The organism is Pedobacter sp. SL55, from assembly GCF_026625705.1.
GTDB lineage: Bacteria > Bacteroidota > Bacteroidia > Sphingobacteriales > Sphingobacteriaceae > Pedobacter.
The window spans coordinates 86,662-101,983 of the sequence record NZ_CP113059.1; the positions used below are offsets into that span (position 1 = coordinate 86,662).

At 37.3% G+C, this 15,322-nt stretch carries 16 protein-coding genes; 5 read left to right on the forward strand and 11 right to left on the reverse strand.

The genetic code is table 11. The features are described from left to right. Positions 1 to 8: 8 nt before the first annotated feature. Positions 9 to 911 (forward strand): exopolyphosphatase, encoded by a 903-nt coding sequence (locus OVA16_RS00400; RefSeq protein WP_267762913.1) that lies wholly within the window; start codon positions 9 to 11, stop codon positions 909 to 911. Between the two features lie 176 nt (positions 912 to 1,087). On the opposite strand, the gene OVA16_RS00405 is transcribed toward OVA16_RS00400, so the two are convergent. Then, positions 1,088 to 2,308, reverse strand: a complete 1,221-nt coding sequence (locus OVA16_RS00405; protein WP_267762915.1) for an ABC transporter permease — start codon at positions 2,306 to 2,308, stop codon at positions 1,088 to 1,090. Between the two features lie 77 nt (positions 2,309 to 2,385). On the opposite strand from OVA16_RS00405, the gene OVA16_RS00410 reads away from it, so the two are divergent. Continuing rightward, the gene (locus OVA16_RS00410; protein WP_267762917.1) at positions 2,386 to 3,633 is read left to right on the forward strand and encodes a DUF1343 domain-containing protein; all 1,248 of its coding nucleotides are present in this window, start codon (positions 2,386 to 2,388) and stop codon (positions 3,631 to 3,633) included. Between the two features lie 110 nt (positions 3,634 to 3,743). Here the strand turns inward: OVA16_RS00410 and OVA16_RS00415 are convergent, their stop codons facing one another. After that, entirely contained in the window at positions 3,744 to 4,400 is a 657-nt protein-coding gene (locus OVA16_RS00415; RefSeq protein WP_267762918.1) for a protein-L-isoaspartate(D-aspartate) O-methyltransferase, read from the reverse strand. A 180-nt stretch (positions 4,401 to 4,580) separates the two neighbouring features. Between OVA16_RS00415 and OVA16_RS00420 the strand changes: the two genes are divergently transcribed. After that, a complete protein-coding gene (locus tag OVA16_RS00420) occupies positions 4,581 to 5,264 on the forward strand; it encodes a hypothetical protein (protein ID WP_267762920.1) in 684 nt (227 codons plus the stop codon). On the opposite strand, the gene priA is transcribed toward OVA16_RS00420, so the two are convergent. Further along, positions 5,261 to 7,735 (reverse strand): replication restart helicase PriA, encoded by a 2,475-nt coding sequence (gene priA / locus OVA16_RS00425; protein WP_267762922.1) that lies wholly within the window; start codon positions 7,733 to 7,735, stop codon positions 5,261 to 5,263. The two genes, OVA16_RS00420 and priA, sit on opposite strands and share 4 nt — an antisense overlap. 1 nt (position 7,736) lies before the next feature. Further along, the gene (locus OVA16_RS00430; protein WP_267762924.1) at positions 7,737 to 8,123 is read right to left on the reverse strand and encodes a DUF423 domain-containing protein; all 387 of its coding nucleotides are present in this window, start codon (positions 8,121 to 8,123) and stop codon (positions 7,737 to 7,739) included. Positions 8,124 to 8,211: 88 nt separating this feature from the next. Between OVA16_RS00430 and OVA16_RS00435 the strand changes: the two genes are divergently transcribed. Together OVA16_RS00435 and OVA16_RS00440 are read left to right on the forward strand one after the other, a co-directional pair. Beyond that, on the forward strand, positions 8,212 to 9,777 hold the full coding sequence (locus tag OVA16_RS00435) for a hypothetical protein (protein WP_267762925.1): 1,566 nt from the start codon (positions 8,212 to 8,214) through the stop codon (positions 9,775 to 9,777). 41 nt (positions 9,778 to 9,818) lie between these two features. Continuing rightward, the gene (locus OVA16_RS00440) at positions 9,819 to 11,231 is read left to right on the forward strand and encodes a DUF5723 family protein (protein ID WP_267762927.1); all 1,413 of its coding nucleotides are present in this window, start codon (positions 9,819 to 9,821) and stop codon (positions 11,229 to 11,231) included. 66 nt (positions 11,232 to 11,297) lie between these two features. On the opposite strand, the gene tsaB is transcribed toward OVA16_RS00440, so the two are convergent. From tsaB to OVA16_RS00475, 7 genes are all read right to left on the reverse strand, one after another. Further along, positions 11,298 to 11,984, reverse strand: a complete 687-nt coding sequence (gene tsaB / locus OVA16_RS00445) for a tRNA (adenosine(37)-N6)-threonylcarbamoyltransferase complex dimerization subunit type 1 TsaB (protein WP_267762929.1) — start codon at positions 11,982 to 11,984, stop codon at positions 11,298 to 11,300. A gap of 70 nt (positions 11,985 to 12,054) precedes the next feature. Next, entirely contained in the window at positions 12,055 to 12,285 is a 231-nt protein-coding gene (gene yidD, locus OVA16_RS00450) for a membrane protein insertion efficiency factor YidD (RefSeq protein ID WP_138730365.1), read from the reverse strand. After that, on the reverse strand, positions 12,272 to 12,664 hold the full coding sequence (locus tag OVA16_RS00455; RefSeq protein WP_267762932.1) for a ribonuclease P protein component: 393 nt from the start codon (positions 12,662 to 12,664) through the stop codon (positions 12,272 to 12,274). The genes yidD and OVA16_RS00455 overlap by 14 nt, the downstream gene beginning before the upstream one ends. 81 nt (positions 12,665 to 12,745) lie before the next feature. Next, a complete protein-coding gene (gene rpmH / locus OVA16_RS00460; RefSeq protein ID WP_055133745.1) occupies positions 12,746 to 12,904 on the reverse strand; it encodes a 50S ribosomal protein L34 in 159 nt (52 codons plus the stop codon). A gap of 282 nt (positions 12,905 to 13,186) precedes the next feature. Then, complete coding sequence (locus tag OVA16_RS00465; RefSeq protein WP_113635858.1) at positions 13,187 to 13,339, reverse strand: lmo0937 family membrane protein; 153 nt, start codon at positions 13,337 to 13,339, stop codon at positions 13,187 to 13,189. A 187-nt stretch (positions 13,340 to 13,526) separates the two neighbouring features. Next, complete coding sequence (locus OVA16_RS00470; protein ID WP_267762944.1) at positions 13,527 to 14,261, reverse strand: LytR/AlgR family response regulator transcription factor; 735 nt, start codon at positions 14,259 to 14,261, stop codon at positions 13,527 to 13,529. Further along, complete coding sequence (locus tag OVA16_RS00475) at positions 14,239 to 15,300, reverse strand: sensor histidine kinase (RefSeq protein WP_267762946.1); 1,062 nt, start codon at positions 15,298 to 15,300, stop codon at positions 14,239 to 14,241. Before OVA16_RS00475 ends, OVA16_RS00470 begins: the two co-directional genes overlap by 23 nt. Between the last annotated feature and the right edge of the window lie 22 nt (positions 15,301 to 15,322).

The window sequence follows — 15,322 nt, forward strand, 5'->3', positions numbered from 1 at the left end:
TAAACTCAATGAAAATAGCTGCCATAGATCTTGGAACTAATACCTTTCATCTCATCATTGCTGAGCAAACTGCAAGTGAGCTGAAAATCATCTACAAAACCAATCAACCTATAAAACTAGGCGAAGATATCACTAAAGAAAATAAGATTATTCCTGCTGCATTTGAACGTGGTGTGAATTGCCTGAAAGATTTTAAGGCAAGCTTAGATGAGTACAACATAACCAAAATTAGAGCAGTTGCCACTTCGGGCGTTCGCAGCGCTAGCAATGGCCAAGTTTTCATCAACACCGTAAAAAAAGAAACCGGAATTACCATCGATATTATTGATGGAGAAGAAGAAGCAAACCTCATTTACGAAGGCGTAAAGCTAAGCGGTGCTATCCAAGGTAAATCGCTAATTATGGACATTGGTGGCGGCAGTACCGAATTTATTTTTTGTGACGAAAATGGATATTACTGGAAAAAGAGCTTCGATATTGGCGCTGCTAGATTGATGCAAAAATTTTTCAAGTCAGACCCAATTAGCAATACTGACCAAGAAAGCATTAACCAACATTTAAAAGATACGTTAACAGAACTTATCGCTTTTGGAAAAGAATTTGGAGCTACCACTTTAATTGGTTCTGCTGGTGCTTTTGAAACTTATGCCGAAGTAATAGATCCAACTATAGCTATTCGTGAAATGGCTAAGGCCCCCATAGCTATTGATGCTTATCATCAACTAAGTAAAAAACTGATTGGCTCAACACATCAAGAGCGAGCAACAATGCCAAACCTCATTTCATTACGGGTAGATATGATTGTAATGGCATCCATCATTACCGATTATGTTTTGGCAGAACTTAACTTACTGCAAATTACTTTATCTACTTACGATTTGAAAATGGGTGTGTTACAAACAATTAAATAGTAAGTCATTCCAGATTTATTCTGAAACCACGAAGTACTCAGCGCAGCTAATCGTAATGCGGTAGACATACAACTTTTTAAGCGCTTTAAGATTCCCGCCTATGCGGGAATGACGACTGGGTGTAAAAAATAGCAGGTGCAAAACTTATAGGTAAACCTAGCTACTTCCAACCTAACTTACTTAAACCTTATCGCTTTCAGCGGACTTATCCTGCTTACCAACATAGAAGGAATAATTAAAACAAGAGCACAAATTAATATGGTGGCTAAATTCAAAAGCAGCACATCGGTAAAATGCACCTCAATGGGCACATAATCTAAGTAATAGTTGGTTTGGTCTAGCTTAAATAAATGGGTGTATTGCTGCAAATAACAAAGACCAAGACCCAAAATATTACCCAGCAAAAGCCCTAAACTAACCAGATAAATGGCATTGTAAAGAAAAATCTTCATCATACTGGTATTCGGCATTCCCATTGCTTTTAAAATACCAATCATATTGGTGCGCTCTAAAATCATAATCAGCAATGCCGTAATCATGTTAATTAGGCCAACAATTAACATAAGTGTTAAAATTACGTTGGTATTTACATCCAATAGAGATAGCCACGTAAATATTTCTGGTGTACTTTCCTGTACCGACCGAGACCTTAGCTTCAGTTCTAAGCTACTATAAACATCGTCGGCCACGGGCTTTAAAAGTTTAAAATCTTTGATACGCACTTCAATGCCACCAGTTTCACTTGCTTGCCAATTGTTCAAACGCCTAATTAGCGCTAAATCTCCTATTACAAAGCTTTTATCTAAGTTTTCGATACCAATATGATAAATGCCTACAATGGTCATTTTTCTCTTTCTAGGCGGATTTTGCACAAAATGCATGATAAAACTATCTCCAGTTTTGAGCATCAATCGTTTGGCTGTAAAATCAGAAATGAGTATCTGTTGGGCAGATTTAGCATTGTCAGCAAAATCAATTACGCTACCACTTGCCAAGTGCTTTTTAATATAATCCCAGTTATATGTTTTGTCTATGCCTTTAAAATTTATACCTTCTACTTGGCCATTGGCCACAATAATGGCCGGTTTAGTTGCAAAAGGATAATAGGCGGCAATTTCCTTATTGTTGTTAAGATTGTTTATGGTGGTATCGTTAGGTATAAAAGGGGATTTTTCAAACGAACCATTCAAATCATAACGGTAAATCTGGATATCGCCAACAAAACCTCTAACCTTGTCTTGTATTTCGGTTTTAAAGCCCTTAATAATGGCTACCGAAAGTATCATTACCGCCAAACTTAGCATTACGCCAGCAATAGCAATACGTACAATTAACTTAGAAAAGGTTCTTTCGGCCTTTAATGAAATACGTCTCGATATGAAATAGGCTACATTCAACTTTTTGCAATATTTTGTAACTTAGCAACAGTGCTAATTCAATTCCGTTTTAGCGCGCACATGTTTAAAACCTGATAATGAACAAATCAACAGTACTTTTAAAGCTTTTCTTAATTGCATTTGCCTTTACCGCCTGCGGACAAAGCAGCAAAAAAACGCAGAAAACAAATCCAAACATCGTTAAAAACCAAACTTCAACACAGTTTAAAACTGGTGCCGAACAAACCGAAATTTATCTTCCGCTACTTAAAGGTAAACGCGTAGGTATGGTGGTTAACCCAACATCCATTATTGGCACAACAACAACTGTTGACAGTTTACTAAAACGCGGTGTAAAAATAGTAAAGATTTTTGGTCCAGAGCATGGTTTTAGAGGGAATGCTAGTGCAGGCGTTCATGTAGGTAATGAAATTGATGCAAAAACTGGCATTAAAGTGGTTTCATTGTATGGCAAACAAAGTACACCGAGCAAAGAAAACTTGGCAGATGTTGATGTAATGATATTTGACATACAGGATGTTGGCGTTCGTTTCTACACTTACATCAACACGTTACAACGTGTAATGGAAGCTTGTGCCGCCAACGGCAAGGAAGTAATGATTCTCGATAGACCGAATCCAAACGGTTTTGTAATTGATGGCCCCATCTTAGATCTACAGTTTAAATCGGGTATCGGCTTTCAACCTATACCGGTGGCGCACGGCTTAACCGTGGGCGAATATGCGCAAATGTTAAATGGCGAAGGTTGGTTAAAAAATAAACTGAAATGCAAAATTACCGTAATTAAAAATGCCAACTATAGCCATGATATGCCTTACGAATTGCCAGTTGCACCTTCTCCAAACCTAAACACGCCACAATCTATCTTATTGTACCCCAGCACTTGTTTGTTCGAGGGCGTTTATATGAACTTAGGAAGAGGCACGCAATTTCCTTTTACGGTTTTAGGCGCCCCATACTACAAAGGTATTTACGAATTTTCTTTTAAGCCGGTTGGCATTAAAGGAATGGCTGAAACTCCACTTTTTAAAGACGAGGTTTGCTACGGTATAGATTTAAGAAATTATGATACTTCGATTTTCAGAAAAACCAGGCAAATCAACATCCAATGGGTAATGGAACTTTATAAAGCCTCTCCTAAAAAAGAAACTTTCTTTGACTCGAAATTGAGCAACCAATTACTACCAATTGAAAGATTAATTGGCGTAGCCGATTTTAGGCAACAGATTATCAACGGTAAAAGCGAAACTGAAATTAGGGCAAGCTGGGAGCCAGGTTTGAGCAAGTACAAAGAAATGAGAAAGAAATATTTGCTATACAATTAGAACAAGGAATAAAGAGCAAAGAATAAGGATTCGAAGTTTAACAACTATTATCTTTATTCCTTGTTTTTTTATCAAAATCGTAATTCGTAAATCTAAAATCGTAAATCTCCCTACCAAGCCTGATCGCCAACCAGCGGCACAAACCTAAAAGTATCCAATTCTATTCTATCGTATTCGTTTTCGCTAACGCGGATTACGGTAATCATCTTCTGAGATTTTTCGTCTCCCACTGGGATAACTAAAATACCTCCTATTTTTAACTGTTTCAACAAGATTTCGGGCACAAAAGGAGCACCAGCAGTTACAATTATTTTTGCATAAGGCGCATGCGCTTCAATACCTTTAGAGCCATCGCCTAAAAAGAAATTTGCTTGATAACCCATTCCGGGCAAAACTTTTATGGTTCTGGCATACAAGTTTTCTTGCCGCTCAATAGTAAAAACATTGGCGCCCAATTCTAGCAATATACAAGTTTGGTAGCCAGAGCCTGTCCCAATTTCTAGCACTTTATCGCCTTTTTGAATATGCAGCAATTCTGTTTGGTAAGCTACTGTGTAAGGTTGCGAAATGGTTTGTCCATCTCCAATAGGAAAAGCAATATCTCTATAAGCTTGGTTCCAAAATGTTTCATCAAAAAAGAAATGGCGAGGCACTTTTCCGATTGCCCGAAGTACCTTAGCATCAGATATTCCTCTTTCTTTTAAGATTTCTACAAGTTTTTTTCTTGCTCCCTTTTCTCTGTAATTATCTACAAACTTATACGCCATTTGCGTCAAAAATAGCTTTAAAGTCGGTATTTAACGAAATTAAAGCCCATAATTTTTACCAACAATTTACTATACAAATAAAATAACGATGACTAATTGCCAAACAATTAATTTAATAAGTGAGCAAAAACAGTTACGGTAACAAATATTTTATATTTTTGCACTATCAAGATCGTTTGCATGAATAGAATTATACTGGTTATTGCTTCATTATTCATTAGCCTCTCAGCTTTTTCCCAAGTAGACGGAAATTATAATTACAGTATTGGTGTAAGAGGCTACAGCTTAATGCAAATGCCTAAAATTTTACAGCAAACTAATACCGAAGACTTTACTAATATGTGGTTAAATGGAGGGATGATTAAGTTTAACGATAACCAAATTGCGTTTAGAATTAGTGGGCACTACTTATTTAAAAGAGATTTTACCTTTAACAATAAATGCGATAATTGCGAAAACGCCAAAGGCAACATGACAGATTATGCGATTAAATTTGGTTTCGAGAAGAATTTCAATTATTCGGTAATACAACCTTATTTCGCTGCCGATTTTGGTTATAGATCTCATAGCTTTAAAGGAAATATACAGCCAGTTAATAGCGCTAGCTTAAGCACCACATCTTCTACTAACACCAGTAAGAGCGGTGGCGTTTTTAGTCCTACGCTGGGCATAAAAGCGAACATTGTTAACCAATTAAGTGTTTTTGTAGAGTCGAGTTTAGATTTTTATTACGCCTACGAACGTCAGGAAACCACTTACAATGACGTAGCCAATACCAGAACTTTTGCCAAGTACAATAGGTTAGAAACTTTATTAAATCCGGTTTCTGTTGGTATCCAAATTCATTTGGTACGTAAAAACTAATAGGGATCTACGTCTATTTGTGTAATTACACTTTTAAATTCTTTCTGAGAATTGAAGTCTCTTATGGTATCTACCAATACCGTTTTAACTTTCTGCATAGCGGCGGTACGTTCAATTTTAAGGATAATTTGTTTGATATAGTAATTCCTTACCCTAGAAACCAAAGGCTGCTCTGGCCCCAAAACCCTTTTGCCTAACTGCCCCCTAAGATTTGAAGCCAAAGTTTGAGCAGCAATGTGAAGCACATTGGCATCTTTATGTTTAACGTTAATGAAAATTAACCTAGAAAAGGGCGGATAATTAAACTGTCTGCGTTCTTCCAATTCATCAGCATACATTTGTTCGTAATCGTTATTAATTACTTGTTTAATGATACGATGATCGTCGGCATAAGCCTGTATACATACCTTTCCTTGTTTATCTCTTCGCCCTGCCCTACCTGCAACCTGTGCCAACAACTGGTAACTTCGTTCAAAAGCCCTAAAATCTGGGAAGTTCAATAACGTATCTGCGTTAATTACCCCAATTAAGCTCACATTTTCAAAATCCAAGCCTTTGGCTACCATTTGGGTTCCAATCAAGATATCGTTTTTCTTCTCTTGGAAATCACTGATAATTTGCTGCATCCCGTTTTTGGTTCTTGTGCTGTCTAAATCCAATCTGGCAATTCTCGCATCGGGGAAAATCAAACTTAGCTCTTCTTCTATGCGCTCGGTACCAAAACCTTTTTGCTCTACATGTACAGAACCACAGGCCGGACAAACATTGATACTGCTTTGATGATAGCCACAATAGTGACAATGTAATTTACCGCTAGATTTGTGGTAGGTTAAGCTTACATCGCAATTCACACATTTTGGCGCATAGCCACAGGTAGCACAAATTAAAATGGTCGCATATCCCCTACGGTTTTGAAACAAAATTACCTGCTCCTTTTTTTCCAAAGCGTCGGCAATGTCATCAATCAAAACACTGGTAAAATAGGATGTCATTTTCTTACGCTTCGTTTCTTCAGCTATGCTTACCACTTCTTGCAAAGGCAATTGTACGCCACCAAAACGTTCGGTTAATTCTACCAGCCCATATTTGTCGGTTTTGGCGTTGTAATAACTTTCTAAAGATGGCGTAGCAGAACCTAACACAACTTTGGCCTGGTGCAGATACGCTAAATAAATGGCCGCATCTCTAGCCTGATATCGTGGCGCTGGGTCATATTGTTTGTAAGAGTTTTCGTGCTCTTCATCTACTACAATCAATTTTAAATCTGTAAAAGGCAACAGCACCGCAGATCTAGCTCCAAGCACCACCTGATAAGTACCTTCGAGCACTTTGTTCCAAATTTCTACACGCTCGTTATCATTAAATTTAGAATGATAAACGCCAATTTTATTCCCGAAGTAGAGCTTTATTCTTTCGACAATCTGCGTAGTTAAAGCAATTTCTGGAAGCAGAAACAACACTTGTCCTCCGCCGGCAATGGCCTCTTCAATAAGCTTGATGTAAAGTTGGGTTTTACCCGCAGCAGTAACACCATGCAGCAAAACCACATCTTTGGTCTCGAACTGCTGTTTAACCTTTGCTAATGCCTCTTTTTGATGCTCGCTCAACTCAAAGTTGATATCAAACAACTCTCCGTCACTACTTAGCCTGCTAACAGGCCTTTTTTCGATGTTAAAAATTTCCTTATCAGTTAAAGCTTTTAACGCCGCTTGGCCGCTTCCACTTTCTTCTATGAGTTGATTTTTAGGTACAAACCCTTTGTCTTTGCTTAACTTCAGGTAGGCTAAAAGTGCATCTAACTGCTTGGGTGCTTTTTCCAATTGTTCAAACAATTTCCTCAAATTAGCCTCTTCGTGGTAGAAATCATTTAACCTTACAAACGACTTTAACAAGGGTTTGTACTTGTCTACCACCTCTTCGGCAGCTACAATTACTTCTTTGGCAATTAAAGCATTAACTATCGGATAAACTGTTTTTTGCCCCAAAAGGCCAGCTACCTCATCAATACTGATACGATGTTGTTTATGCAGCACTTCAAAAATAATTTGCTCTTTATCGCTCAAATTAAGTTCGCCTGGCAGTTCGTCTTTTAGCAGCAAGACTGTTTCGCTTGCCAATTTTAAACCTGTTGGCAGAGCAGCAGCCATTACGTCGCCTTCGTTACAGAGGTAGTATGAGGTAATCCAGTTCCAAAACTCAAATTGTTTTTCGGTAACCACCGGATGCTCGTCTACCACATCGATAATATATTTTGCTTGGTAGTGTTCTGGCGGAGTTTTGGTAATGCGCTTAACCAAGGCCGTATAAATTTTGTGCTTACCAAACTGCAGCACCACCCGTTTACCCACAGCAACAAGGTCGCTAAGTTCAAAAGGCACCCGATAAGTATAGTTTATAGCTAAAGAAAGTGGCAAAACCACTTCTACAAACAAGGTTTCTCGCTCCAAAAAATCCGACTCCGCAAAATCCATTCTATTTATCTTTTAATGCTGCTAAAAACAAGAAAATCCACCCTAAAATAAAAAACAAACCACCAATAGGCGTTATGGGGCCTAACACCTGTGCAAACGATAAATGATAAGCATCTTTAAGCGCTAACAAATATAATGACCCAGAAAAAAAGACAATGCCCAAAACGAAGGACAAGAAAGAAAAGCCAATAAGCTTATTTTTATAACGGGCAAAAGTAGACAAGTATAAGATGGCAAAGGTATGGTAAAACTGATATTCGACCCCTTTTTGCCAAGTTTCTAACTGGCTTGGCGTAACCATGCTTTTTAAACCATGGGCACCAAAAGCACCTAATATTACGGCTAAAGCGCCAAAGAAAGCGGCAGTTAAGATTATTCTTTTGTTCATGAGCAACGGCTTTAAATAATGCTAAATTAAGAAAATGCCCTCACAATCTTACTAATCATAAAATTAAATTAAATTTGCCAAGGTTGATATGAGAAAGATATATATATTATTGGTTTTACTAACGCTCGGGGTATCGGGCATGGCGTACTTATACTTTTCAAATTTGAATAAAGAAAGTAGCGCAACAGATAACTCGTTAAATGTAGTATCGGCTGCTGCTCCAATTATTTTTACGTTTGATAGCGACAAAAGCTTCTATGAAATTCTTAGCGGCCAGCAGATCACAGACCACATTGTTGGCGAAGAGAAAAGCAAATTATTAAGCGTTCTACGAGAAAAACTACTTAACAACAACAGCGTTAACCAACTTATTGAGGGCGAAAAAATAGTACTTGGCTTTTTACCAGGCGAACACAACAAAGTAGATTTTGTAATGGCCACCCAAACCAAAAAAGCACAGCTAGACTTATCGCTTTTTAATAAATTAAACTTATCATTACAGAAACAAGGTAATTTTCACGAATTAAAATTTGGGGACAGCGCAACGTTTTATTTGGCCATCAATCAAAAATCGGTATTAATCTCTAACAGCCCAAATGCGCTGAACCAAATTACCCATACAGATAAAACCAAAAAAAATACATTTGCCGAGTACATTAGACAAAATATACGAGTAAACAAAAACACGCTAGCCAATATCTATATCGATTATGCTAAACTTCCGCTATTGCTAAAAAATATTTTAAACTCCAATCTCACTGGCGAGCTCAGCATTTTTAACAAACAACAAGCCTACGCCTCTTTAAGCTATAATTTTGGCAGCGATAAACTGCTACTAAACGGTTATACCGACATCCAGAACCAGCAGAATTATTTCAACCTTTTTGTGAACCAAAAAGAACAGAAAACAAGTATAGACCAGCTTTTTCCAGAGCAAACTGCCAATTATACCGTACTAGCTATAAATGACTACCAAAAATGGGCAGGTACACTTAAAGAGTTACAAAAAGAACTCAAAGAAGATACCAAGATTACGCAGCAAGAAAAAGCTATAAGCGAACAATACAGGATAGATATTAACCAAACTTTTCCGCAGTATTTTAACAAACAATTAGCTGTTCTGCAATTAAAAAGTGGCGAAAAAATGGGACTGATAGAAATCAAAAATGGCGATAAACTAGGGCAGTTACTTTTAGATTTAAGTAGTGAGTACGCTCCCGATATTAGAATTTTTAAGGAACCAAATTTATTGGCCAACTTTTTTGGCGAACCATTTAAAAAATTTGAACGCCCGTTTTACACCATTATTGATAATCATTTTGTGGTAGCCAACTACGCAAGCACTATTCAAGTGTTTTTAAATAGCTACAAAAACAATCGTTTGTTGGCTAATACGGATGACTATATTAACTTTAAGGACCAGACTTCGAGCACCGCTACCATTGCTTTTTATATCAACAACAAAAACAGCAACGATATTTTTGGAAGAAATTTAAAACCAGCCTATTACAAACAATATAAATCTGCAAAGGGCGTTAAGGATTACAATTCTTTTGGCTACCAACTCTCTGCAGATAATGGAAAGTTCATGAGCAATATCATTTTGCTTAAAAAACAAACTAAAGTTGAGTTAGATAGCTTGAAAAGCAACTAATAACCTATTTTTATAGTATAAAATTGATTTAGCTAATTTTAATGAGAAGACATTTTCTTATACTCCTATTAGTTGTAAGTTCGCTTCGTTCCTATAGCCAACAATACGCCCTTTTTAACACCAAAACTCTTTTTGATTCATTCGAAAATCCTGCACAAAAATCTTTCGTTTTAGATTCTTCTCGCCAGTTTGCATCTAACTTTCTTATCCCGTATATGGATTTAAGTAGTTTAAGTAAAGGCTCTTCTAACGAGGCCATCAGAAATCTCATTAACAAAGGGTACACGCAGCAAAGAATTGGTGCTTTCCAAAACCCTAATACGGTTCGCGAAAACGTGAATGTTTATTTATTGAGTATTAAACTTTTTAAATACCACAAGTACCACAGCGAAATGGGGTTTTCGTGGCAAATCAAATCTGAAACCCAAATAGACTACGATGAAGATATTAGCAAAGGATTGTTTTACGATACTTTTGAGCAGTTTACCACCATTCCTCGTATCAATATATTTAACAACAATGGCAAACTACAGGCTTACCACCAGTTTAGCTTTACCTATCGCGAAAACTACACCAAACGTTGGGCCTTGGGTACCAAAGTTAGCTTACTTAGTGGCTTGGGCTACACCGAGTTTTATGCAGATAGATCTTCGGTAACATTAGCGGCTAATACTATGGATATAGATATGGCTGCAAAATACAGAATAAGTTACCCGGAAAACGGAGAATTTAAGCTAAAAAACACCCTTCCCTTTAAAAACCTAGGTGCGGCAATTACCGTGGGCACTACCTACACCAGCAAATCTGGCGTTTTCTTTATGGCAAACATTAAGGATCTAGGGTTTATTAGATGGGGTAAAAATTCTTATACTGGCTTTTTCGACGTTACAGAACAAGCTCCCGTTATTATGGGCCCAGATTCAGAAAAGCATTTGCAAAGGGAATTAAATTTAATGGCCACACAAAATATAGAAAAGAAAGCTTTTGTAACACCAATTAATGGCAAGGCCGATTTTTTGATCTCGAAAACCTTTGGCCCTTTTACGCCCAATTTAATTGTAACTAAAAATATTTTCAATAAATATGGCGAGGCGGCTTTGGTAAATACGCTAAAATCGGGCACTTTTTCTTTTAGTGCGGCACCTAGCTACAACACCGACAAAAACTTTAGGCTAGGCGTACAAGGCATGCTACAAACCCCTAATTTTGAAATGTTTTTGGGAACCAATGATATCATCCAAACGTATTATGCCGGTAAAGATATCATCAATAAAAACCAAGCTAATGAAACAGGCTACAACCGAGGTTCGGTATATTTGGGAATGGCCTTTAAAATTGGCTACATTGTAGAACACCCTATGAACATGAGCTGGATGCCAGGTGTTGGCGATGGAAAAGACCGCCAAAGTTTCTTTGGACGCATTTTTAGCATCTTTAAAAAGAAAAAACAGTAGACAGTTGGCAGTTTACAGTTGGCAGTTTACAATTCACAAAGCGCTAAACTATCAAATTGCAATGCCTTAAACTTTCTTTTTAGGCGTGGTAAAAACAAAATCTTTCAAATAAAAAGGCTCGAAATAAGCTACATCTTCAAATTCGGCAGACTGGTACGCCGCATAAGCCAAATTACTCATAAAGGCAGCACTATTGTAATTCTCCAAATGAAAATGGGCATTCGGGTTATCAATTACCGCCTTGCATTTTTCTGCACCATCGCCAATAAACGAAACATAGTTGCTTTGAAGTTCTAGCACAAAACTTTTCTCATCAACAATTTTAGCGTGCGTATTTTCAACTTCGTTTAAATGATGATCAAAAACAGCAGTAAATACTTCCATTCTTCGAGCATCTATCATTGGGCAAATCAAACCACCAAAATTAGGATGCTGCAACAAGTAACCATTGGCCATCATCTTTAAGGTATTGATAGCGATTAAAGGTTTATCTAACGCAAAACAAAGGCCTTTAGCTGTAGAAACCCCAATACGCAAACCCGTATAAGAACCAGGGCCTTTACTTACCGCAATAGCATCTAAATCTGTGTAGCTAATTGCAGCCATTTCCATCACGTCGGCTATAAAAAGCGTTAAGCTCGAAGCATGAATGTTAGCCGCTTTTTCTTCTTTAACTGCGATAGTTTTGCCATTTACTGAGATAGCCACTGAACAAACAGACGTAGCTGTTTCTATTTGAAGTATTGTTGACATGGGATAGTTGAAAGTATAAAGTGCAAAGTTAAAAGTTTAACCCACTTTTAACTTTTAACTTTATACTTTTTTAAGGTACCGGATCGTGCCCATGACCACCCCAAGGATGACAGCGACCGATACGCTTTAAAGTAAGCCAGCCACCTTTAAATGGGCCATGCTTTTTGATAGCCTCTACCCCGTATTGCGAACAAGTTGGCGTATACCTACAACTTGGCCCTAACAAAGGAGATAACAGCCATTGGTACAACTTAATGATACCCAAAAACAGCCACGAAAACAATAGTTTAATTACTTTCATTGCTTATTTGTACTAACAGCTTTTTAAAAAGCTGGGCCATTCTCTTCTCTAAAAAAGTGTATGGATAAATTTCTTTACCTACGTATTGTAAACCTAAAAGCAAAAGCTGATGGTTATTGGGTAAAAGCTCGTAAAGTGCCGTATTCTTTTGCAAGCGATAAGCTTCGCGGGTACGGCGTTTAATTAAATTGCGGTCGTGAGCGTGTTTATATCGCTTTTTGGCCACATTAATAACTACTTGGGCAGGAAATTTTGATGAATGAGCTTCAAAAACAAAAGTAGCTCGGTACGGATACAAAAGAAAAGAAGAGCCTTTTTTAAATAGCAAGTCTAACAACTTTTTGCTACATAAACGCTCTTCTTTATAAAATTTATTCATTTTTTTGATTGTAATCAACCCTAGACTTTACAGCATATACTGCTCCAGGTGCCAAAGGCATCCCTTTGGGACAATCAAAAACTATGCTTTATGACGACGCTCGTCAGAAACTGATAATCTTTTTCTTCCTTTTGCACGGCGAGAAGCTAAAACTCTTCTACCATTTGCTGTAGCCATTCTTTCGCGGAAGCCATGCTTGTTTCTTCTCTTTCTTTGCGAAGGTTGGAATGTTCTTTTCATAACTATATAATATCTTAACTAGAGTTTTTAATAGAGGTGCAAATATAAAGCGATATTTTTAAAATTGCAACACTATTTTCTTTTATTTTAAAATAGTAAGAATTAGCTATTCGAAGAAGTATTTATACAAGCCACTAGCACAAACCTAAAGATTGGAACAGGCTTCAAATTAGCTTATTGCTGGCTCAACTTAGCAATTGCAGCATAGTGTTTAGCAAAAAAGCCCGATAGATGACCTAAACCTATCGAGCTTTGATTATTAACTAAAACAAATTTTTCTTTTTATGCAGCACCTCTTATTACTCTTAATAAAATTGCTACGATTGCGATTACCAATAATGCGTGGATAATACCGCCTGTGTAATAACCTCCTAAAAAACTAATTGCCCAAATGATTACCAAGATAACCGCAATTACGTATAATAGATTTCCCATGACTTTGATGTTTAAGTGATTAAAATTGTTAATTGTTTTGATTACTACTTAAACACGCTGTGATTAAAAATTGTTCTGATTTTTTTTCTGGCACACAAAAAAAGCCACAATGCACAGCTACTAATCATAAAATCTGTGTATCTGTGGCCAATAAAAACAAGAGTGATAGCATAAAAATGCTAAGAAACTAAATACCTAGAGCAGCTTTAAGTTTAACATAACCCGTTTTGCTTACCGGCAACCAAATCCCAGTTTTTAGCAACACCACATAGTTTTCTTTTTCTTTAAGCTCTATTTTGGTTACTTGCGCTAGGTTAATAATGTAAGACCGATGAATACGGATAAACTGCGTGGCATCTAAGGTTTGTTCAAAGAAGCTCATGGTTTTATTCTTTTGAAAATTGCCTTCGGTAGTGCTCAGTTTCACGTAATCGTCATCAGCTTCTAAGTAATTTATAGCATCTACTGGGATAATTTTAATTACACCCGCATTTTTTACCACTACCCTATTATTTTGTGCTGGCGATAAAGAAGCAGTTTCCAATAATTCTTGGCTATCATCGCCTTTGGCTAGTTTCGATGGCAATTTTTGCATAGCTTGCTCAAAGCGGCCTTGCTCAATGGGTTTCAACAAGTAATCTACTGCATTTACCTCAAAAGCCTTAATGGCGTACTCATCAAAAGCGGTAGTAAAAATAACTGCAGGCCTGTTATCTACCAATTCTAACATCTCAAAACCACTAATTTTGGGCATTTGTATATCTAAGAAAATTAAATCTGGTTGATGCTGACTTATTGCTTTTAAACCCTCAAAACCATCGGCACATTCGGCTACCACCTCTATGTTTGGAAAAGCCTTTAAATAATGCTTCACAATATCTCTAGCAAGGGCTTCGTCGTCAATGAGTATGGTTTTTATCATCTTTTTGAGGTATTTTTAGCGTGGTAATATACAAATTATTGTTTTGCGACTCGACTTGCAACAGACTGCTATCCGCAAAAAGTAGATATAGCCTACGTCTTATCGCCGAAAGGCCGAAACCAGTGCCTTTTGAGGCTGTCATTTCTGCATCGTAAGGATTGGTTACGCAAATTACTAAGGTATTATTTTCCAGTTTTACATCTAGTGTAATGGTAATGGCCTTTGCCGTATTATACAAACCAAATTTGATGGCATTTTCTACAATGGGCTGCAACAAAGTACCAGGCAAACAGAGTGCGAGCGTTTCTTCGGCAATGGCTACCTCAACACTTAACCTATGGCTAAAGCGCACCTTTTCAATATCTAAGTACAGTTGTATGTACTCCATCTCATCGGCTACGTTAACCCAAACCTCATCGTCGCGTTTAAGTGTGCCGCGTAAAAAAGCAGCCAGTTTGGTAATCATAGTTCCTGCTTCGGTAGGGTTTACAATGGTTAAAGCATACACCGAGTTTAAACTATTAAACAAGAAATGTGGTTGCAACTGATGGCGAAGCTTATTGAGCTCTGCTTCTTTGGCCAAGTTTTGTGTAGCCAACATTCTTGCCTGCATTTCTGATTGTTCTTCTAGCCTATACCATAAAATATTAGCTAGGGCACACCAAGCCAAACAAACAAAAGAAACGGCAGCTTTAAAAACATCCGACAGGTCTAAAAAAGACAGATAACTTGCCTCGTTGGCGAATAAAAAAGTTAAGCTGTATTTAGAGGCAACCACAACGGCAGCACACAAAACAACAGTAACAAGCAAAACATATAACAATTTCTCGTTTTTAGGTTGATAATACCCTAACATATTACTGATAATGATACAAGCAATAGCTAGAAACGAACTGCTAATTACACTATCTGCCAATGCAATTTGCCAAGAGAAATTAAAGAAAAAATACAAAACCGCAGCACCAGCAGCCTGCCAACATAATAAAATGATGCCTGCTATAATTTTGATTTGCGGTTTTGATAGTGGAGTAGTAGTCAAAGCGTTTAATTTTTAAGGTTAC

Bases quoted from the DNA above. Each gene is read 5' to 3' on its own strand.
- OVA16_RS00400 (WP_267762913.1), top strand. From the start codon at position 9: ATGAAAATAGCTGCCATAGATCTTGGAACTAATACCTTTCATCTCATC.
- OVA16_RS00410 (WP_267762917.1), top strand. From the start codon at position 2,386: ATGAACAAATCAACAGTACTTTTAAAGCTTTTCTTAATTGCATTTGCC.
- OVA16_RS00415 (WP_267762918.1), bottom strand. From the start codon at position 4,400: ATGGCGTATAAGTTTGTAGATAATTACAGAGAAAAGGGAGCAAGAAAA.
- OVA16_RS00420 (WP_267762920.1), top strand. From the start codon at position 4,581: ATGAATAGAATTATACTGGTTATTGCTTCATTATTCATTAGCCTCTCA.
- priA (WP_267762922.1), bottom strand. From the start codon at position 7,735: ATGGATTTTGCGGAGTCGGATTTTTTGGAGCGAGAAACCTTGTTTGTA.
- OVA16_RS00430 (WP_267762924.1), bottom strand. From the start codon at position 8,123: ATGAACAAAAGAATAATCTTAACTGCCGCTTTCTTTGGCGCTTTAGCC.
- OVA16_RS00435 (WP_267762925.1), top strand. From the start codon at position 8,212: ATGAGAAAGATATATATATTATTGGTTTTACTAACGCTCGGGGTATCG.
- OVA16_RS00440 (WP_267762927.1), top strand. From the start codon at position 9,819: ATGAGAAGACATTTTCTTATACTCCTATTAGTTGTAAGTTCGCTTCGT.
- tsaB (WP_267762929.1), bottom strand. From the start codon at position 11,984: ATGTCAACAATACTTCAAATAGAAACAGCTACGTCTGTTTGTTCAGTG.
- yidD (WP_138730365.1), bottom strand. From the start codon at position 12,285: ATGAAAGTAATTAAACTATTGTTTTCGTGGCTGTTTTTGGGTATCATT.
- OVA16_RS00455 (WP_267762932.1), bottom strand. From the start codon at position 12,664: ATGAATAAATTTTATAAAGAAGAGCGTTTATGTAGCAAAAAGTTGTTA.
- rpmH (WP_055133745.1), bottom strand. From the start codon at position 12,904: ATGAAAAGAACATTCCAACCTTCGCAAAGAAAGAGAAGAAACAAGCAT.
- OVA16_RS00465 (WP_113635858.1), bottom strand. From the start codon at position 13,339: ATGGGAAATCTATTATACGTAATTGCGGTTATCTTGGTAATCATTTGG.
- OVA16_RS00470 (WP_267762944.1), bottom strand. From the start codon at position 14,261: ATGATAAAAACCATACTCATTGACGACGAAGCCCTTGCTAGAGATATT.